Below are 19,291 nucleotides of genomic sequence, written 5' to 3'. Positions count from 1 at the left end.
GGAGCGAGCCAGTTTCTATGGGTTTGTAAGTGACTGTTAATATGAGGGAATTTTCGGGGCAGGGCGCAGGATGTGTGGGGGATTGTAGGGAACGTGACAGATCGCCGGGCGTTGGGGCCCTCACCCAGCCCCTCTCCCGCCTGGGGGAGAGGGGCTTTGACAGCGCTACGGTCTCACAGCCGCCGGATCTTCTCCAGCTGGGTTTCCAGCTCCCGCAGGGTCGTTCCCATCTCGGCCACCCGCTCCCGCTCCTTGGCCACCACTTCCGCCGGGGCGCGCTCCACGAAGCCGGCATTGGCGAGCTTGCCCTCGCACTGGGCCAGGTTCTTCTGCACCTTGGCGATCTCCTTTTCCAGACGGGCGATCTCCGCGTCCTTGTCGATCAGGCCCGCCAGGGGGATCAAAAGGCGCATCTCGCCCACCAGGGTCATGGCGGATTCCGGGGCCTCGGCGCCTTCCAGCCACTGTACCGACTCGGGTCTGGCCAGGAACCGGATGAAGCCCTGGTTGGCGGTAAAACGGGCCTGGTCTTCCGGCTTCCAGTTGTCCAGCAGCACCGGCAGGGGCTTGCCGGGGGAGATGTCCATCTCGGCGCGGATGCGGCGCATGCCCAGGATGAAGGTCTTCACCCACTCGATTTCCTGCTCGGCGCCGGCATCCTTGAGGGCTTCGTCCACCACCGGGTAGGGGCGGTGCATGAGGGTGTCGCCGGTGACGCCGGCCAGCGGGGCCACCTGGCGCCAGATGGCCTCGGTGATGAAGGGCATCACCGGGTGCATCAGGCGCAGCAGGGTTTCCAGTACCTGCACCAGGGTGCGGCGGGTGCCGCGGCGGGCGGCCTCGCTGCTGTCCTCGCCGGTGAGCACCGGCTTGCACAGCTCCAGATACCAGTCGCAGTAGTCGTACCAGGTGAACTCGTACAGGGCCTTGGCCGCCAGGTCGAAGCGGTATTCCCCCAGTTGGCGATGGGTCTCGGCGATGGTGTCCTGCAGGCGGGAGGTGATCCAGCGATCCGCCAGGGACAGTTCCACCGCGTCGTCGCCGAGGCCCGTGTCCTGGCCCTCGGTGTTCATGAGTACGTAGCGGGCGGCGTTCCACAGCTTGTTGCAGAAGTTGCGGTAGCCTTCGATGCGGCCCAGGTCGAACTTGATGTCCCGGCCGCTGGAGGCCAGGGCCGCCAGGGTGAAGCGCAGGGCGTCGGTGCCAAAAGCGGGGATGCCGTCGGGGAACTGTTTTTTGGTGGCCTGGGCGATGCGCTTTTCCATCTGCGGCTGCATCAGCCCGGTGGTGCGCTTGGCCAGCAGGTCTTCCAGGCTGATGCCGTCGATGAGGTCGATGGGGTCGAGCACGTTGCCCTTGGACTTGGACATCTTCTGGCCTTCCGCGTCACGGATCAGGCCGGTGACGTAGACTTCCCGGAACGGCACGTCGCCCATGAACTTGAGGCCCATCATGATCATGCGGGCCACCCAGAAGAAGATGATGTCAAAGCCGGTGACCAGTACCGCGGTGGGGTAGAAGGTCTTGAGTTCCGGGGTCTGCTCCGGCCAGCCCAGGGTGGAGAAGGGCCACAGGGCGGAGCTGAACCAGGTGTCCAGTACGTCCGGGTCCTGGGTCAGGTGTACCTCGTCCCCCAGCCGGTGCTTGCGGCGCACGGCGGCCTCGTCCTCGCCCACGTAGATGTTGCCGGCCTCGTCGTACCAGGCGGGGATGCGGTGACCCCACCAGATCTGGCGGGAGATGCACCAGTCCTCGATGTTGCGCATCCACTCGAAGTAGGTCTTGCTCCAGTTCTCGGGCACGAAGCGGATGCGGCCGTCCTCCACTGCCCGGATGGCGGGTTCGGCCAGGGGCGCGGCCTTCACGTACCACTGGTCGGTGAGGAAGGGTTCGATGACGGCGCCGCTGCGGTCACCCCGGGGCACCATGAGCTTGTGGTCGTCGATGCGCTCCAGCAGGCCCTGGGCCTCCAGGTCGGCGATGACCTGTCGGCGGGCGTCGTAGCGGTCCAGTCCGCGGTAGGCTTCGGGCGCGGCATCGTTGATGCGGGCATCCACGGTGAAGATGTTGATCATGGGCAGATCGTGCCGGCCACCCACGGCGTAGTCGTTGAAATCGTGGGCGGGGGTGATCTTCACGCAGCCGGAACCGAATTCCGGGTCCACGTAGTCGTCGGCGATCACGGGGATTTCGCGGCCGGTGAGGGGCAGGGTGACGGTTTTGCCGATGAGGTGGCGATAGCGTTCATCCTCCGGATTCACCGCCACGGCGGTATCCCCCAGCATGGTTTCCGGGCGGGTGGTGGCCACCACCAGATGACCGGAGCCGTCGCTCAGGGGGTAGCGCAGGTGCCAGAGTTTGCCCTGTTCTTCCTCGGAGATGACCTCCAGGTCGGAAACGGCGGTGTGCAGCACCGGGTCCCAGTTCACCAGGCGCTTGCCGCGATAGATCAGGCCTTCCTCGTACAGGCGCACGAAGACCTCGGTTACCGCCCGGGACAGGCCGGCATCCATGGTGAAGCGCTCCCGGTGCCAGTCGATGGAGGTGCCCAGGCGACGCAGCTGTTGCTGGATCTGGTTGCCGGAGTGGTCCCGCCATTCCCAGACCTTCTCCAGGAAGGCCTTCCGGCCCAGATCATGGCGGGACTGGCCGTCCCGGGCCAGTTGGCGTTCCACCACCATCTGGGTGGCGATGCCCGCATGGTCGGTGCCGCCCTGCCAGAGGGTGTTGTCGCCCCGCATCCGGTGGTAGCGGATGAGGGTGTCCATCAGGGTGTCCTGGAAGGCGTGGCCCATGTGCAGGGTGCCGGTGACGTTGGGCGGCGGCAGCATGATGCAGTAGGGCGTGCCCTCGCCCGCGGGGGCGAACCAGCCGCGGCTCTCCCATTGCTGGTAGATGGCTTGTTCGATGGCGTGGGGGTCGTAAGTCTTGTCCATGGTGCCTGTGTCTGGGTGCGGGCGAAAGTGGCGGATTATATGATGCTTTTCGGTGGGAGTGGTCATCCCAGCGGGTGGTGGTGCAGGTCGCAGCCGTGTTCCCGATAGTAGCGGAAGCGGTCGCGCCCGGCCTGTTTCACCACGGGGTCCTCGTTGACGATCTCCGCCACTCGGGCAAAGCCTTCGTAGCCTTCGGGCACGGTGTCGGCCAGGTTCAGCAGCAGATCCCGGGCCGTGGGCGGGACCCGGTCATGGCCGATGCTCACCGGCATGTCCGGATCCTGGGGGTTGATCCCGTGGGGGATGAAGGCATCGTCCCGGAAGGTCCACAGCAGCTCATCCAGTTGCCGTGACAGGCCGGGGGAACCGGTGTGCACGTGCACCCGGTGCCCCAGCCCGAAGGCCTTGTGGATCAGCCGGCAGGTGATGGCCAGGCGGGCCTGGGGCTGGTCGCTCTTGATGGTGTAAAAATCGACTCGGGTCATGGTGTGAGCCGCGGGGCGCCGTCTAGTCCTTCACCCGGCTGGCCAGGAACTGCATCAGCAGCGGCACCGGACGTCCGGTGGCTCCCTTTTCCTTGCCGCTCTTCCAGGCCACCCCGGCGATGTCCAGGTGGGCCCACTTGTACTTCTTGGTGAACCGGGACAGGAAACAGGCTGCGGTGATGGTGCCGGCCGGCCGGCCGCCGATGTTGGCCATATCGGCGAAGTTGCTCTTGAGCTGTTCCTGGTATTCATCCCACAGGGGCATTTCCCAGGCCCGGTCGCCGCTGTGCCTGCCCGCGGCCAGCAACTCGTTGATGAGCGGGCCGTGGTTGCCCAGCACCGCCGAGGCCTGATGGCCCAGGGCAATGATGCAGGCGCCGGTGAGCGTGGCCAGGTCCACCACCACGTCCGGGTCGAAGCGTTCCACATAGGTCAGGGCGTCACACAGCACCAGCCGGCCCTCGGCGTCGGTGTTGAGGATCTCCACCGTCTGTCCCGAGAGGGTGGTGACGATATCGCCGGGTTTGGTGGCCTTGCCGTCGGGCATGTTTTCGGCGGCGGCGATGACACCGATGATGTTCATGGGCAGGCGGAGTTCGGCCACGGCCTTCATGGTGCCCATGACCGCCGCCGCGCCGCCCATGTCGAACTTCATCTCGTCCATGGCCTCGCCGGGTTTGATGGAGATGCCGCCGGTGTCGAAGGTGATGCCCTTGCCCACCAGGACCACCGGCTTGTCGCTCTTTTTACCGCCCCGATAGTCCATGACGATGAGTTTCGCCGGCTGTTCGGACCCCCGGGAGACCGCCAGCAGGGCGCCCATGCCCAGCTTCTCCATTTCTTCCTCGTCCAGCACTTCCAGTTTCAGGTCCTTGTAGGCCTTTTTGAGCTGTCGGGCCTGTTCCGCCAGGTGGGTGGGGGTGCAGACGTTGCCGGGACGGTTGGCCAGATCCCGGGTCAGGGCCATGCCCAGGGCGGTGGCGGAGGCCCGGGCCATGGCATTGGCGCCGGCTTCCAGGTCCTTGGCGTCCGCCACGTTGAGGACCATGCGCTTGAGGGCGACCAGGTCGGATTTCTTGCCGCTCTTGAATTCATCGAATCGGTAAAGGCCGTCTTCCACCACCAGCACGCTCTGCACCAGCTTCCATTCCAGGTCATGTCCCTTGACCGGCAGATCCGTGAGATAATTATGCACCTGGTCGGCACCGGTCCGGCGCAGGGCGCCCACCATGGCGGCGGTGACCTGGCGGAAGGCGGCTTCGCCGAACTCCCGTTCCTTGCCGCAGCCGATCAGCAGAATCCGGTCCGCCAGATCATTGGGGACGTGATGCAGCCACAGGCACTGCCCGCGCTCGCCGTCCATGTCGCCCCGCTTGACCAGGGCGCTGATGGCGCCGCCGGTGGCCTCGTCCAGGGCCTTGGCGGCGGCGGAGAGCTTCCGGCGCTCGAACACCCCTGCGATGATGCAGGCGCTGCGCTGTTGTGCGGGATGGGTGCTTTCGACTGTGAATTCCATGCCGTTCCTCGGGAGAAACTGGGTGGGGGATGGTGAGGGCAGGGCAAGGGCCGTGCTCATCAGCCTGCCCATGACTGACAAGAGTTTATCCATTCTATGGAAAATCCGTTCTCTTCACCAACAGGCGCCCGGGGCGCCGGGGCCGCGGTGACGGCATGCGCCTGAAGGTGCTCGACCGTTATCTGGTCCGGGAGATGCTGTTCACCCAGCTTGCCGTGACCCTGGTGCTGCTGCTGATCATCATGGGCGGCGTGCTGGCCCGGCTGCTGCGGGAGGCGGCCGAGGGCCGCATCCCCGGCGATGTGCTGCCCCCCATCCTGATCCTGGGCACGTTCAACGGGCTGATCCTGCTGTTGCCCGTTTCACTGTTTCTGGCGCTGATGCTCTCCCTGGGCCGGCTCTACAAGGACAGCGAGATGGCCGCCCTGATGGCCTCCGGGGTGGGGTATGGGCGTCTGTACAGGACCATTCTCATCCTGGCCCTGCCGCTGACCCTGATCCTGGCCTTCCTGTCCCTGTTCGTGTCGCCCCAGACCTCCCTGATGGTGGATCAGATCCGTGCCGAGGCGAGTCAGCGCTCCGATCTCATGGGGGTCACGCCGGGCCGGTTCACCCGCGCCGGTTTCGGCGGTGTGGTGCTGTTCGTGGAGTCTTTCTCCGACGAGCGCCGCACCATGAACAACGTCTTCATCCAGCGCCGCATGGCTGACCGGACCGAGGTGGTGGTGGCGCGCACCGCCACCCAGCAGGTGGACCCGGTGTCGGGGCAGCGTTTCCTGGTGCTGCGGGACGGTTTCCGCTACGAGGGCAGTCCGGGGGATCTGGATTTTCGCATCATCGAATTCAAGACCCATGGGGTGAGGATGCCCGAGCCCGATGCCGTGTCGGTGCGCAACCGCACGGATAACGTGCCCACCCTGACGCTGTGGGGTTCTGACCGTCTGGATTACCGGGCCGAGCTGCAGTGGCGGCTGGCCGCGCCCATCTCCATGCTGCTGCTGGCTCTGGTGGCCCTGCCGCTGTCCTATACCTCGCCCCGTCAGGGGCGTTTTGCCAAGCTGGCCCTGGGGGTGGCGGTTTACGTGGTCTATGCCCAGTTGCAGATCATGGCCCAGTCCTGGTACGCGGACGGGGTGTCTCCGCCCTGGCTGGGCATGTGGTGGGTGCATGCCCTGGTGGGGGGGATGCTCGTTTATCTGCTGCTGCATCGCTACGGCCTGCGCTGGCTGATGATGATCGTCTGGCGCCGCCGGGAGGTGTCGGCATGATGATCCTGCGCCTCTATATTGCCCGGCAGGTGGTTGGCGGTACCCTGCTGGCCCTGCTGGTGCTGACCGCGCTGGATGTGGCTTTCACCTTCATCGGCGAACTGGATGATGTGGGGCAGGGGGCCTACGGCTGGATCCAGGCCGTGACTTACACGGCCCTTACCATTCCCCGTCGGCTCTATGAGCTGTTTCCCACCGCGGTGCTGCTGGGCACCCTGTTGAGCCTGGGTACCGCCGCCGAGAACAGCGAACTCACCGCCATGCGGGCGGCCGGATTGTCTGTTTCCCGTATCGTCAAGGCCGTGTTGCAGGCCGGACTGGTCATGATGCTGGCGGCGGTGCTGCTGGGGGAGGTGGTGGCACCGGCCGCGGAGCGCCAGGCCCAGAGTCTGCGCACCTTTTCCCATTCCGATCAGGTCCATGTGGGCAGTGGCGGCCTCTGGGCCAGGGATGGCGACCGGTTCCTGAATGTCCGCACCATCATGCCGGGGTTGCGGTTGCAGGATCTGCGCATCTACCGGTTCGACGATACCGGACGCCTGGTGGAGTCGGTCCAGGCGGGTCAGGCCCGTTACCGGGAGGGCGCCTGGGTCATGGAGGACGTGGTGCGAAGCCGTGTTTCGCCCACGGGCGTCCAGGCGGAACGGGTGGCCACGGAGCGGTGGGACCGGTTGCTGGCCCCCGAGCTGTTTGACGTCATCGTGGTGGAGCCCAGGCAGATGTCCGCCTGGGCGCTGGCCCGCTATATCAGCTATCTGCGGGATAACAACCTGGAGTCGGCTCCCTACGAGCTGGCCTTCTGGACCCGCTTTACCACCCCGTTGTCCAGTCTGGTGATGCTGCTGCTGGCGATACCCTTCATCTTCGGTTCCCTGCGCACCGGCGGGGCGGGACAGCGGTTGTTCATCGGCATCCTGATCGGGGTGGGATTCCACCTGCTCAACCGGACCCTCAACCATATGGGGCTGGTGTACGGGATTCCCCCCTTCCTCAGCGCCGTGCTGCCGCTGACGGTATTCCTGCTGGTGGCCCTGTGGGCCTTGCGGCGGGTGCGTTAGCCCTGCTCAGCCCCCGGTTTTCTTGTGATCCGGCAGGCGTACCAGGCGGGTGTCCGAGAGCAGGTCATGGAGCATGAGCTTCTGCGGGTGGCGCCAGGTCCAGATCAGCCCGGCGGCCACCGCCACCAGCACCCCCAGCGCCACCGGCCACAGGCCGGTGCGCCAGGCCTGCAGACCGGCCAGGATCACCACCCACTGCAGCAGGGCCACCAGGAAACGGCGCATGGCGTGCATCCAGGTCACGGCCTGTCCCCGCCTGCCCACCAGCTGAATGCGCCAGGTCTGCATGGCCAGGGAAACACCTCCCCGGGTCCAGAACCAGCCGAAATAGAGAAAGGTCACGCACAGGATGAACAGGGTGAACAGCGGAAACAGCGGGTGTTCCTCGGTAAGACCGGTCAACAGGGTGGCACCCAGCGCGGTCAGCATGAGTACGGCCAGGAGCAGCATGCTCTCATAGATGAGGCAGGCCAGGCGGCGCAGGATGCCGATGGGCTGGAGGGGAGCGGGTGTCTGGGCGTCGGTCATGGCAAGTTCCGGCTGCGAAGGTGCGTGTTTTGGGGGAATTGATGAAGCCGCGGGATGGGCGGGCATTATAGCCCCGGCTGTGGGCTTTTCAGCAAAGCACCCGGCGCGGTCTTATACTCGTGGGAGATCGGTGGATGACCGGATCCCCCGCGATGCGCATGCGATGAGGCCCCCATGAGCGAAGAACAGAATCAGGAACGGCGGCATTTTCATCGGGTCAGCTTCAAGGGCGTGGCCTATATGACCCTGGAGTCGCCGGACGAGACCCCGGTGGAGTTGGTGGATCTTTCCCTGCAGGGGGTGCTGGTGCGAACACCCCGGCCCATGTCGCAGCGGCGACTGGGCGAATACGCCTATCTGCGGGTGCCCCTGGCGGAGGATCTGGACATCCTGCTCATGGTGCAGTTTCAGCGCCTGGACGGCCGGGATCTGGGGCTTCGGATCACACAGATGGAACTGGAGAGCGCCCAGCATCTCAAACGTCTGGTAGAACTCAATCTGGGTGACAAATCCCTGCTGGAACGTGACCTGGCCGCACTGTACGAGGTCCATTCGTCGTGACAACCATGCTCCGATCCTTCCGTTCGTCCCGATCACTCCCGGCCCGGCTGATGCTATGGTGCCTGCTGTTGTGCCTGGGCGGCGGGTTGGCCTTCGTGAGCCAGGCCCAGGAGGGACGGATCGCCCTGATCCTGAACGTGGAGGGCGCCATCGGACCGGCCACCAGTGATTATTTCGTGCGTGGACTGGAAAAGGCGCGGGAGCGCAATGCCGAGGTGGTGGTGGTGCGCATGGACACCCCCGGCGGTCTGGACACTGCCATGCGCGACATGATCAAGGGCATCTTGTCTTCGCCCGTCCCCGTCGTCACCTATGTATCGCCTTCCGGCGCCAGGGCGGCCAGTGCCGGCACCTATCTGCTCTATGCCAGTCACATTGCCGCCATGGCCCCCGCCACCAACCTGGGGTCGGCCACGCCGGTGCAGGTGGGCGGGATGCCGGGCATGCCCGACGAGCCCCAGGAGCGGCCCGGCGGCGAGTCCGACCGGCGCCTGGATGTGACGGCAGACGACGTAACCCATGAGGAGGCACGGGAATCGGTCGCCGGGGAGGCCGACGCCGAGGAGGAAACCAGGCCGCGGCCCCGCCGGGGCGCCACGGCCATGGAACGCAAGGTGCTGGAGGACGCGGTGGCCTACATCCGCGGACTGGCGGAACTGCGGGGTCGCAATGCGGACTGGGCCGAGGAGGCCGTGCGCGAGGCGGTGAGCCTGACCGCCAGCGATGCCCTGGAAAAGAACGTCATCGACGTGGTGGCCGAAAGCCTGGAGGATCTGCTCGGGCAGATCCATGGCCGGGTGGTGAAGCTGGAGGTGGGTGAACGTGAACTCAACACCGAAAATCTGCAGCTGGTGGAACTGGCACCCGACTGGCGCACACGCCTGCTGGCAGTGATCACCAATCCCAACATCGCCTACATCCTGATGCTGGTGGGCATCTACGGCATCATCTTCGAGCTGGCCAATCCCGGCAACATCTTCCCCGGGGTGGTGGGGGCCATCTGTCTGGTGCTGGCCCTCTATGCCTTCCAGGTGCTGCCCATCAATTACGCCGGTCTGGCCCTGATCTTCCTGGGCATCGTCTTCATGATTGCCGAGGCCTTCCTGCCCAGTTTCGGCATCCTGGGCTTTGGCGGCATCGCCGCCTTCGTGGTGGGGTCCATCATCCTGGTGGATGAGGCCAACCTGCACATCTCCCTCCCCCTGGTGGCTGGAACGGCGCTGGTCTCCGCCATCTTCCTGATGTGGGTGCTGGGCAAGCTGGTGGGCATCCGCAGGCGCCAGGTCACCACCGGTCGGGAAGAACTCATCGGCGCCACCGGCACCGTCATGAAGAATTTCTCCGGCGGCAGCGGCCGGGTCTGGGTGCATAGCGAATCCTGGCTGGCCCGCTGCGATGTCCCCCTGGCCAAGGGAGATACCGTCCATGTCAAGTCCATCGACGGGTTGACGCTGACCGTCGAGCCCGTCTCCGACAAGACCATCACGACAGGAGCTGCTACATCATGATCACCGCGCTATTGGTCCCACTGGGCCTGATTCTCGGCTTTCTGGTGATGTCCATCCGGATCCTTCCGGAGTATGAACGGGGCGTCATCTTCTTTCTGGGACGATTCCAGTCGGTCAAGGGGCCGGGGCTGATCATCGTCATTCCCGGCATTCAACAGATGGTCCGGGTGGACCTGCGGGTCATCACCCTGGACGTGCCCAGCCAGGACGTGATTTCCCAGGACAACGTCACCGTTCGGGTGAACGCGGTGCTCTATTTCCGGGTGGTGGACCCCGCCAAGGCCATCATCCAGGTGGAGGACTACAACAACGCCACCAGCCAGCTGGCCCAGACCACCCTGCGCTCCGTGCTGGGCAAGCACGACCTGGATGAAATGCTTTCCGAGCGAGACAAGCTCAACGACGACATCCAGAGCATCCTGGACAGCCAGACCGATGCCTGGGGCATCAAGGTGGCCAACGTGGAGATCAAGCATGTGGATCTCAACGAGAGCATGATCCGCGCCATTGCCCGCCAGGCGGAGGCCGAGCGCGAGCGGCGGGCCAAGGTGATCCACGCCGAAGGGGAGCTGCAGGCGGCGGTGAAACTGACCGAGGCTTCCGACATCCTTGCCAAAAGTCCCCATGCCCTGCAGTTGCGTTATCTGCAGACCATGGGCGACATGGGTAACAAGAATGCCTCTACCGTGATCTTCCCCTTCCCGATGGATCTGTTGAGCGCCTTCAAGGGGCTGGTGGAGGACGGTCTGCCCCGGGTGGTGTCGAAACAGCAGGACGAGAACAAGGGTTGATTCGTGGCGGAAGGACTCAAGGATCAGCCGGTCATCGACCGGTTTCTTGATACGTTATGGATGCAGGAAGGCCTGAGTCAGCACACCCTGACGGCCTATCGGGCCGATCTGAGCGGTCTGGCCCGGTACCTGGAGGCGGAAGGCGCATCCCTGACCGGCGCGGATCGGGGATGGTTGCTGGCCTATCTGGCGCAACGCCTGGAGGCCGGGGCCAAGCCGCGCAGCATGGCACGGTTGCTCTCCACCCTGCGTCGTTTCTACGGTTTTTTGCTCCAGGCGGGCCAGGTCCGCGACGATCCCACTGCCCGTATCGATGCCCCCAAACTGGGACGGCCGCTGCCCGATACCCTCACCGAGGCGGAAGTGGAGGCCCTGCTGGCCGCTCCGGACGTGGAGGACACCAACGGCCTGCGTGACCGGGCCATGCTGGAAGTGCTTTACGCCACCGGGCTGCGGGTTTCTGAACTGGTGGGGCTGCGCTTGGGACAGGTGAGCCGTCGTCATGGGGTGGTGCGTACCCAGGGCAAGGGCGGCAAGGAACGGTTGGTTCCCCTGGGAGAGGAGGCCATGGACTGGCTGGAGCGTTATCTGGCAGAGGGCAGGCCGGCACTGATGCAGGGGCATGGCCAGTCGGAGTCACTGTTCGTCACCCGCAGGGGAGAGGGCATGACCCGGCAGGCCTTCTGGTATCTGATCAAACGTCATGCGCAAAGCGCGGGGATTCACAAGCACCTGTCGCCCCATACCCTGCGCCACGCCTTTGCCACCCATCTGCTCAATCACGGGGCAGACCTGCGGGTGGTGCAGATGTTGCTGGGCCATTCCAGCCTGTCCACCACCCAGATCTATACCCATGTGGCAACGGAACGCCTCAAGGACCTGCACGCCACCCATCACCCCAGGGGGTGAACCCGCTGCCGGTTCCCGCTACCATGGCCCCCCTTTGATGTATCTCATGCCGTTGCCAGGGGATCGAATGTTGTCCTGCCTTGTCATACCCTGACAGCGCTGCGGTTTACAGCGATAGTCAAACATCACCAAAGAGTCATTTTACATGCACAGATACGGTTTTCCCCTTGTCCTTGTCGCCCTGTTGGCGATTCCTGCCATGGCCGGCGCCGACACACAGACCCTGAGTCAGCTCAAGGAGCGGGTCTCCCTGCTGGTGCCCAATGCCGAACCCAGCAGTATTCAGGAAACGCCGGTGAAGGGACTCTATGAGGTGAGATACGGGGCCCAGTTGTTCTATATCAGCGCGGATGGCCAGTATGTTCTGGATGGTGAACTGGTGGAGCTGGATACCCGCCGCAGCCTGACGGCGGCCTCCCGTTCCCTGGGACGCCGGGAGATGCTGACCGAAATGGATGAATCCGGCATGGTGGTCTATGCCCCCAAGGGTCGAACCGAACACGTCATCACCGTGTTCACCGATGTGGACTGTCCCTATTGCCGCCGCCTGCATGAAGAAGTGCCGGCACTGACCGAGCAGGGTGTCAAGGTACGTTATGCCATGTTCCCCCGTTCCGGCGAGGGCAGCCCCACCTTCCGCAAGATGGTGGGTATCTGGTGTGCCGATGACCGGGCCAAGGCCATGGATCAGGTCAAGGACGGCAAGAATGTGGAAGAAAAGACCTGTGAAACGCCGGTCATGGAGCATGTGATCATGGGGCAGATGATGGGCGTCAACGGCACCCCTGCCATCCTGCTGGAAAGTGGCGATCTGATCCCCGGCTATCGCCCGGCCGGTGACATCATGGAGATGATCCGGCATGTGAAATCCGCAGGGCAGTGATCCCCCCTGTACTTCCGCCCCTCTCCCCACGGGGAGAGGGGTTTTGCCGGGATCAGTACATCAGTGCCATCATCCTGCGCCGGTACTCATTCACCAGGGGGTGTCTGGCCCCCAGCAGTTCGAAAGCCGCCAGCAGGGCCTTGTGGCCGGCATCATCGCCATACTTGCGGTGCTTGCGCATGAGATGGAGCAACTTCTCCAGCCCGGCCTGATGTTCCCCCTTGAGGATCAGCGCGCAGCCAAGCCGGTGCAGGGCTTCCGGATCGTCGGGCTCGGTTTCCAGTCTTTTTTCCAGGCCCGACAGGCTCTCCGGCTGCCCGGCCGTCCGGGCAAAATGGAGCCGGGCTTCCATCTGGCGCACCGCCTCCTGCTCATAGAGATCCATGGGCAGGGTCTTGATGGCGGTTTCCGCCTCATCCACCCGCCCGGCCCGCATCAGGGCATCGGCCAGATCGATCTTGAGGGCCTGGCGGTCAGGGTGGTTTTGCAATGCTTCCTCCAGCAGTGTCACCGCCCGGGGTGCATCACCCGCCTCCAGGGCTGTCCGGGCCTCTGCCTGTAACCGCGCCTCGGGGCCGGGCAGGTATTTTTTCAACTGTGCGCGAATGGCGGATTCGGGCTGCATGCCCATGAACTGATCCACCGGCTTGCCGTTCTGGTAGAAGATCACCGTGGGGATGCTGCGCACGCCGTGTTCCATGGCCAGTCCCTGTTCCCGGTCGCTGTTCACCTTGGCCAGTACGAATGTGCCGCCATGCTCCTCTGCCAGGGCCGAAAGCAGGGGCAGCAGCATCTTGCAGGGCTGGCACCAGTCGGCCCAGAAGTCCACCAGCACCAGATGCTTGCGGGAACCTTCGATCACCACTTGCTGGAAGTTGGCTTCCGTGACATCGACGACGAAGGGGGAGAGGCTCATGGGTAGAAGATCCTGTGGTTGTAGGTAGGGTGGGTGACCCATTGTGATGAGGGTTCCAGGCTGACAGGCCCATCGGCTGTCACGTCATTCCCGCACAAGCGGGAATCCAGTCAAGGACTGAACGCTCCGGGCTCCCGCTTTCGCGGGAGTGACGGCAGAGGCATTGGTCACTGCTTCCTTCCCATTGTTGGGGCACCCGCCGTTCTGTTTCAAGGGGCCTTCCCGCCACGCGCTTGTAACTTGTTGTGATGTTTCATACATTAGGCGCGCCTTTGCAGCCGGAAGTATTGCGCATGAGCGCCAGTTCCTATACCGCCTCAGATATCGAAGTCCTCTCCGGACTGGACCCGGTGCGCAAGCGCCCGGGCATGTATACCGACACCACCCGGCCCAATCACATGGCCCAGGAGGTGATCGACAACTCCGTGGACGAGGCCCTTGCCGGCCACGCCGGACGCATCGACGTGGTGCTCCACGGCGACGGCTCCCTGTCGGTCACCGACGACGGCCGCGGCATGCCCGTGGACCTGCACCCCAAGGAAAAGCGGCCCGGTGTGGAGGTGATCCTGGGCACCCTGCACGCGGGCGGCAAATTCTCCAACAAGAGCTACAAGTTCTCCGGCGGCCTGCACGGGGTGGGGGTCTCCGTGGTCAATGCCCTGTCCCTGAAGCTGGAAGTCTGGATTCGCCGTGACGGCAGGGAACATCACATGGCCTTTGCCGATGGTCACAAACTCAGTGACCTGAAGGTGGTGGGGGAGGTGGGCCGTCGCAACACCGGCACCATGCTGCGCTTCTGGCCCGATCCCAAATATTTCGACAGCCCGAAATTCTCGGTGCCCCGGCTCAAGCATGTGCTGAGGGCCAAGGCGGTGCTCTGTCCCGGCCTGGCCATGTCCTTTCATGACGAAGTCACCGGCGAGCGCTGTGACTGGTGTTACGAGGCGGGCCTGAAGGACTACCTCATGGAGGCACTGCAGGGGGCGGAAATCTTTCCCGAAGAGCCCTTCATGGGCAGCATCTCCGGCGACACGGACGCCGTGGACTGGGCCGTGGTCTGGCTGCCGGAGGGGGGCGAGGGCGTGGCCGAGAGCTACGTGAACCTGATCCCCACCGCCCAGGGTGGTACCCATGTGAATGGTCTGCGCACCGGCCTGACCGACGCGGTGCGGGAATTTTGCGAGTTTCGCAATCTGATTCCCCGGGGTGTCAAGCTGGCTCCCGAGGATGTCTGGGACGGGGTGTCCTACATCCTGTCCTTCAAGATGCTCGACCCCCAGTTCGCCGGGCAGACCAAGGAGCGCCTGTCCTCCCGGGAGGCGGCACCGTTCGTGTCCGGCGTGGTCAAGGACAGTTTCAGCCTGTGGTTGAACCAGCATCCGGCGGCGGGGGAGCGCATCGCCGAACTGGCCATCTCATCGGCCCAGCGCCGGTTGCGGGCCGGCAAGAAGGTGGTGCGCAAGAAGGTGACCCAGGGGCCGACCCTGCCCGGCAAGCTGGCCGACTGCGCGGCCCAGGATCTGGCGCGGACCGAACTGTTCCTGGTGGAAGGGGATTCCGCCGGCGGCAGCGCCAAGCAGGCCCGTGACCGGGAGTTTCAGGCCATCATGCCCCTGCGGGGCAAGATCCTCAACGCCTGGGAGGTGGACCCGGACCAGGTCCTTGGCTCCCAGGAGATTCATGACATCAGCGTGGCCATCGGCGTGAATCCCGGTTCCGCGGACCTGAAGGACCTGCGTTACGGCAAGGTCTGCATCCTGGCGGACGCGGACTCCGACGGTGCCCACATCGCAACCCTGCTGTGTGCCCTGTTCCTGCGTCATTTCCGTCCGCTGGTGGCCCAGGGGCGGGTGTACGTGGCCATGCCGCCCCTGTTCCGCATCGACGTGGGCAAGGAGATCTTCTACGCCCTGGACGAGGAGGAGAAGCAGGGGATGTTGCAACGCATTGCGGCGGAGAAGAAGAAGGGCAAGGTGGCGGTGACCCGCTTCAAGGGCCTGGGCGAGATGAACCCGCTGCAGCTGCGGGAGACCACCATGGCCCCGGATACCCGCCGTCTGGTCCAGCTCACCCTGGATGACGGGGACGGGACCGATGCCCTGCTGGACATGCTGCTGGCCAAGAAGCGGGCGGCGGACCGCAAGGGCTGGCTGGAGAGCAAGGGCCACCTGGCCGAAGTGATCTGAGTGATTCAGAGTGCCGCACCCAGTGCGGGACTCACACGGAAACAGGAGCTTGAAATGGCAACACCCATCGGATTCGGAAAGCGCCTGGCGCTGATCCTGCTCAGTTTCGCGGGCATCATCATGGCCATGGTGGGCATCATGGAACTGGCCACCGCCGGTATGGGGGGGATGTATCCCCCGGCCTGGCGCTTCCCGGGCTACGCCTGGATACTCACCGTGGGCGGCTATCTGCTGATGATCCCCATGGGCTGGCTGTACCTGCGGGACATGAAGTCCGAAGAGGACTGAAGCTTCCCCATTCCTTGCCCGCAATCGACGGACATTCATGAGCAATTACGATCTGAACCTGGAAGGCGTCGAGCGCCTGCCGCTCAAGACCTTTACGGAGAAGGCGTACCTGGACTACTCCATGTACGTCATCCTGGACCGGGCCCTGCCCCATGTGGGGGACGGGCTCAAGCCCGTGCAGCGGCGCATCATCTACGCCATGAGCGAGCTGGGCCTGTCTGCCGTTTCCAAGCACAAGAAGTCCGCCCGTACCGTGGGGGACGTGCTGGGCAAGTTCCATCCCCATGGTGATTCCGCCTGCTATGAGGCCATGGTGCTGCTGGCCCAGCCCTTCTCCTCACGCTATCCCTTCGTGGACGGCCAGGGTAACTGGGGCTCGCCGGACGATCCCAAGTCCTTTGCCGCCATGCGCTACACCGAGGCCCGGCTTTCCCCCTATGCCCAGTTGCTGCTGTCGGAACTGGGGCAGGGGACCGCCGACTGGGTGCCCAACTTCGACGGCACCCTGGAAGAGCCCCGGGTCCTGCCGGCCCGCCTGCCCAACGTGCTGCTCAACGGCGGCACCGGCATCGCCGTCGGCATGGCCACGGACATCCCGCCCCATAATCTCAGGGAAGTGGCCGCCGCCTGCATCCACCTGCTGGCCCATCCCGAGGCCTCGCTGGAGGACCTGTGCCGCCATGTCCAGGGGCCGGACTTTCCCACCGAGGCGGAGATCATCACCCCCCGTCGGGAACTGGTGGCCCTGTACCGCACCGGCAACGGCAGTCTGCGCATGCGTGCCCGCTATGAGCGGGAAAACGGCGACATCATCATCACGGCCCTGCCTCACCAGGTCTCCGGGGCCAAGGTGCTGGAACAGATCGCCGCCCAGATGAACGCCAAGAAGCTGCCCATGGTGGAGGACCTGCGGGATGAGTCGGACCATGAGCACCCCACCCGGCTGGTGATCACGCCCCGTTCCAACCGGGTGGACATCCCGGGTCTCATGGCCCACCTGTTCGCCACCACGGACCTGGAGCGCAGCTACCGGGTGAATCTGAACGTCATCGGTCTGGATGGGCGACCCCAGGTGAAGAACCTGGTCCAGCTCCTGAGCGAGTGGTTGTCCTTCCGCATCGAGACCGTGCGCCGTCGCCTGCAATGGCGCCTGGACAAGGTGGAGAAACGGCTGCACATCCTCGCGGGTTTGCTGATCGCCTACCTGAACATCGACGAGGTGATCCGCATCATCCGCGAGCACGATGAGCCCAAGCCGGTACTGATGGAGCGTTTCGGGCTCACCGATGCCCAGGCCGAAGCCATCCTGGAACTCAAGCTGCGTCATCTGGCCAGGCTGGAAGAAATGAAGATCCGGGGAGAGCAGGACGAGTTGTCCCGGGAGCGTGACCAGCTACAGGCCATCCTGGGTTCCAGCGAACTGCTCAGAAACCTGGTGCGTGACGAGATCGCCGCCGACGCGGAGAAGTTCGGTGACGATCGTCGCTCTCCCATCGTCGAGCGGGCCGCTGCCCAGGCCCTGGACGAGTCGGCCCTGATCCCCTCGGAGCCCCTGACCGTGGTGCTCTCCCGCATGGGCTGGGTACGCGCCGCCAAGGGACATGAAGTGGATGCCGCCGGACTCAGTTACAAGGCTGGTGACGGCTTTCTGACCGCCGCCCTGGGGCGCAGCAACCAGCCGGCGGTATTCATCGATTCCACCGGTCGCACCTATGCCCTGGCCGCCCATACCCTGCCGTCGGCGCGGGGGCAGGGGGAGCCCCTGTCCGGACGTCTGTCGCCACCGGATGGTTCCCGCTTCGTCGGGGTGATGATGGGGGCGCCGGAAGATCTCTACCTGCTGGCCACCGATCATGGCTACGGCTTTATCTGCACACTGGAAGACATGCTCTCCCGCAACCGGGCGGGCAAGGTGGTGCTGACCGTGCCGGAGGGGGCCAACGTGCTGCCGCCGGTGCGGGTTCGGGATCCGGAACGTCAGCGTCTGGCGGCGGCCACCAGTGACGGCTACCTGCTGGTCACGCCCTTGTCGGACCTGCCCCGCATGGCCCGGGGCAAGGGCAACAAGATCATCAACATCCCCACGGCCCGCCTCAAGGCGAGGGAGGAATGGATGGTGGAACCGGCCCTGGTGGCGGAGGGCGAGGTACTCAATGTGGTGGCCGGCAAGAAGTTCAAGGCGGTGAAGGGCGCCGAGCTGGAGGAATACCTGGGCGAGCGGGGGCGCCGTGGCAAAAAGCTGCCCCGGGGATTCCAGAAGGTGGATGCCCTCAATGCCGTGATCCCTTAGCGGCCCAGCGAAAGCCGGGTAATGCCCTGCATGTGCCGGACTGAAGCTTTGTGCTTGAATTTTTCATGCCAAACCCCATCTAATACGCCGGACCCTGTCATTGACAAACCCCAACTTCAGATCATGGAGACAGCATGAAGCGCATCGCCCTGTTCCTGGCCACTAACCTGGCCATCATCGTGGTGTTAAGCATCACCCTGCGGATTCTGGGAGTGGAGCGCATCCTGGATGAATCAGGGACCAACCTGAACCTGAGCAATCTGCTGGTCTTTGCCGCCGTCTTCGGCTTCGGGGGTTCCTTCATCTCCCTGGCCATTTCCAAGTGGATGGCCAAGAAGACCATGAACGTGCAGGTCATCGAGCAGCCTCGCACCGAGACGGAGCAGTGGCTGGTGGAGACCGTGCGCCGTCAGGCCCAGCAGGCCGGTATCGGCATGCCGGAAGTGGGCATCTTCGATTCACCGGACCCCAACGCCTTCGCCACCGGCATGAGCAGGAACAATGCCCTGGTGGCCGTGAGCACCGGCCTCATGCACAACATGAACCGGGATGAAGTGGAGGCTGTTCTGGGGCACGAAGTGGCTCACGTAGCCAACGGCGACATGGTTACCCTGGCCCTGATTCAGGGGGTGATCAACACCTTTGTGATCTTCCTGGCCCGCGTCATCGGTCACCTTGTGGACCGGGTGGTGTTCAAGAACGAGGAAGGCCACGGCCCGGCCTTCTGGGTGACCACCATCGTGGCGGAAATCATCCTGGCCATCCTGGCCTCCATCATCGTCATGTGGTTCTCCCGTCAGCGGGAATTCCGTGCCGACGAAGGGGGCGCCAAACTGGCCAGCCGCGAGAAGATGATCGCCGCTCTGGAGCGTCTGCGTGCCGCCCAGGGGCAGCCCAGCCAGATGCCCGACCAGATGCAGGCTTTCGGCATCCGTGGCGGCATGGGGCAGGGGATCAAGAAGCTGTTCATGACCCACCCCCCGCTGGAAGAGCGCATCATGGCCCTCAAGGCCGGCGGTCGCTGACCTCCACTGTGCCCCTCCCTTCTCCTCCCCTCGGGGGAGAGGGGCAGGGGATGAGGGGGCCTAAGCCACGGCTTGTTGCCAAGGCCCCTCATCATCTTTTTTTCCCGTGAAGAAGAGGGAGAGTCGGTTTACATGCCCGACTT

The 19,291-nt window shown here is 64.5% G+C and carries 16 protein-coding genes; 11 read left to right on the top strand and 5 right to left on the bottom strand.

The genetic code is table 11. The annotated features are described in order from the left end of the window. Positions 1 to 173: 173 nt before the first annotated feature. The 3 genes from CKO35_RS11240 to CKO35_RS11230 form a co-directional block, all read right to left on the bottom strand. On the bottom strand, positions 174 to 2,936 hold the full coding sequence (locus CKO35_RS11240; protein ID WP_200176093.1) for a valine--tRNA ligase: 2,763 nt from the start codon (positions 2,934 to 2,936) through the stop codon (positions 174 to 176). A 62-nt stretch (positions 2,937 to 2,998) separates the two neighbouring features. Beyond that, positions 2,999 to 3,421, bottom strand: a complete 423-nt coding sequence (locus CKO35_RS11235; RefSeq protein ID WP_200176086.1) for a DNA polymerase III subunit chi — start codon at positions 3,419 to 3,421, stop codon at positions 2,999 to 3,001. Between the two features lie 22 nt (positions 3,422 to 3,443). After that, on the bottom strand, positions 3,444 to 4,937 hold the full coding sequence (locus CKO35_RS11230; protein ID WP_200176084.1) for a leucyl aminopeptidase: 1,494 nt from the start codon (positions 4,935 to 4,937) through the stop codon (positions 3,444 to 3,446). A 155-nt stretch (positions 4,938 to 5,092) separates the two neighbouring features. On the opposite strand from CKO35_RS11230, the gene lptF reads away from it, so the two are divergent. Together lptF and lptG are read left to right on the top strand one after the other, a co-directional pair. Continuing rightward, the gene (gene lptF, locus CKO35_RS11225) at positions 5,093 to 6,205 is read left to right on the top strand and encodes an LPS export ABC transporter permease LptF (RefSeq protein WP_200176082.1); all 1,113 of its coding nucleotides are present in this window, start codon (positions 5,093 to 5,095) and stop codon (positions 6,203 to 6,205) included. Beyond that, positions 6,202 to 7,263, top strand: a complete 1,062-nt coding sequence (lptG, locus tag CKO35_RS11220; RefSeq protein ID WP_200176080.1) for an LPS export ABC transporter permease LptG — start codon at positions 6,202 to 6,204, stop codon at positions 7,261 to 7,263. Before lptF ends, lptG begins: the two co-directional genes overlap by 4 nt. A 6-nt stretch (positions 7,264 to 7,269) precedes the next feature. On the opposite strand, the gene CKO35_RS11215 is transcribed toward lptG, so the two are convergent. Next, positions 7,270 to 7,791, bottom strand: coding sequence for an RDD family protein (locus CKO35_RS11215; protein ID WP_200176078.1), 522 nt, complete (start codon positions 7,789 to 7,791; stop codon positions 7,270 to 7,272). Positions 7,792 to 7,965: 174 nt separating this feature from the next. Between CKO35_RS11215 and CKO35_RS11210 the strand changes: the two genes are divergently transcribed. The 5 genes from CKO35_RS11210 (at position 7,966) to CKO35_RS11190 (ending at position 12,443) form a co-directional block, all read left to right on the top strand. Beyond that, positions 7,966 to 8,352 carry a PilZ domain-containing protein gene (locus tag CKO35_RS11210; protein ID WP_200176076.1) on the top strand — a complete coding sequence of 129 codons (387 nt, stop codon included), beginning with the start codon at positions 7,966 to 7,968 and terminating at the stop codon, positions 8,350 to 8,352. A gap of 5 nt (positions 8,353 to 8,357) precedes the next feature. After that, complete coding sequence (locus CKO35_RS11205; protein ID WP_200176074.1) at positions 8,358 to 9,860, top strand: NfeD family protein; 1,503 nt, start codon at positions 8,358 to 8,360, stop codon at positions 9,858 to 9,860. After that, the gene (locus tag CKO35_RS11200) at positions 9,857 to 10,651 is read left to right on the top strand and encodes a slipin family protein (protein ID WP_200176073.1); all 795 of its coding nucleotides are present in this window, start codon (positions 9,857 to 9,859) and stop codon (positions 10,649 to 10,651) included. The genes CKO35_RS11205 and CKO35_RS11200 overlap by 4 nt, the downstream gene beginning before the upstream one ends. Positions 10,652 to 10,654: 3 nt before the next feature. Further along, a complete protein-coding gene (xerD, locus tag CKO35_RS11195; protein ID WP_200176071.1) occupies positions 10,655 to 11,560 on the top strand; it encodes a site-specific tyrosine recombinase XerD in 906 nt (301 codons plus the stop codon). A gap of 145 nt (positions 11,561 to 11,705) precedes the next feature. Continuing rightward, positions 11,706 to 12,443 (top strand): DsbC family protein, encoded by a 738-nt coding sequence (locus CKO35_RS11190; protein ID WP_200176069.1) that lies wholly within the window; start codon positions 11,706 to 11,708, stop codon positions 12,441 to 12,443. Between the two features lie 52 nt (positions 12,444 to 12,495). Here CKO35_RS11190 and trxA read toward each other — a convergent pair whose 3' ends face one another. Beyond that, positions 12,496 to 13,359, bottom strand: coding sequence for a thioredoxin (gene trxA / locus CKO35_RS11185; RefSeq protein WP_200176067.1), 864 nt, complete (start codon positions 13,357 to 13,359; stop codon positions 12,496 to 12,498). A 293-nt stretch (positions 13,360 to 13,652) separates the two neighbouring features. On the opposite strand from trxA, the gene parE reads away from it, so the two are divergent. The 4 genes from parE (at position 13,653) to htpX (ending at position 19,148) form a co-directional block, all read left to right on the top strand. Beyond that, positions 13,653 to 15,545: a DNA topoisomerase IV subunit B gene (parE, locus tag CKO35_RS11180; RefSeq protein WP_200176065.1), complete on the top strand. Its 1,893-nt coding sequence runs from the start codon at positions 13,653 to 13,655 to the stop codon at positions 15,543 to 15,545. A gap of 54 nt (positions 15,546 to 15,599) precedes the next feature. Further along, the gene (locus tag CKO35_RS11175; protein WP_200176063.1) at positions 15,600 to 15,833 is read left to right on the top strand and encodes a hypothetical protein; all 234 of its coding nucleotides are present in this window, start codon (positions 15,600 to 15,602) and stop codon (positions 15,831 to 15,833) included. 37 nt (positions 15,834 to 15,870) lie between these two features. Continuing rightward, the gene (gene parC, locus CKO35_RS11170; RefSeq protein ID WP_200176061.1) at positions 15,871 to 18,123 is read left to right on the top strand and encodes a DNA topoisomerase IV subunit A; all 2,253 of its coding nucleotides are present in this window, start codon (positions 15,871 to 15,873) and stop codon (positions 18,121 to 18,123) included. Between the two features lie 134 nt (positions 18,124 to 18,257). Continuing rightward, positions 18,258 to 19,148: a protease HtpX gene (gene htpX, locus CKO35_RS11165; RefSeq protein WP_200176059.1), complete on the top strand. Its 891-nt coding sequence runs from the start codon at positions 18,258 to 18,260 to the stop codon at positions 19,146 to 19,148. The last annotated feature ends 143 nt before the right edge of the window (positions 19,149 to 19,291 follow it).

The sequence above is a fragment of the Ectothiorhodospira shaposhnikovii genome, from assembly GCF_016584105.1.
GTDB classification, from domain to species: Bacteria; Pseudomonadota; Gammaproteobacteria; order Ectothiorhodospirales; family Ectothiorhodospiraceae; genus Ectothiorhodospira; species Ectothiorhodospira shaposhnikovii.
This window is presented reverse-complemented; position numbering and strand designations above follow the sequence as displayed.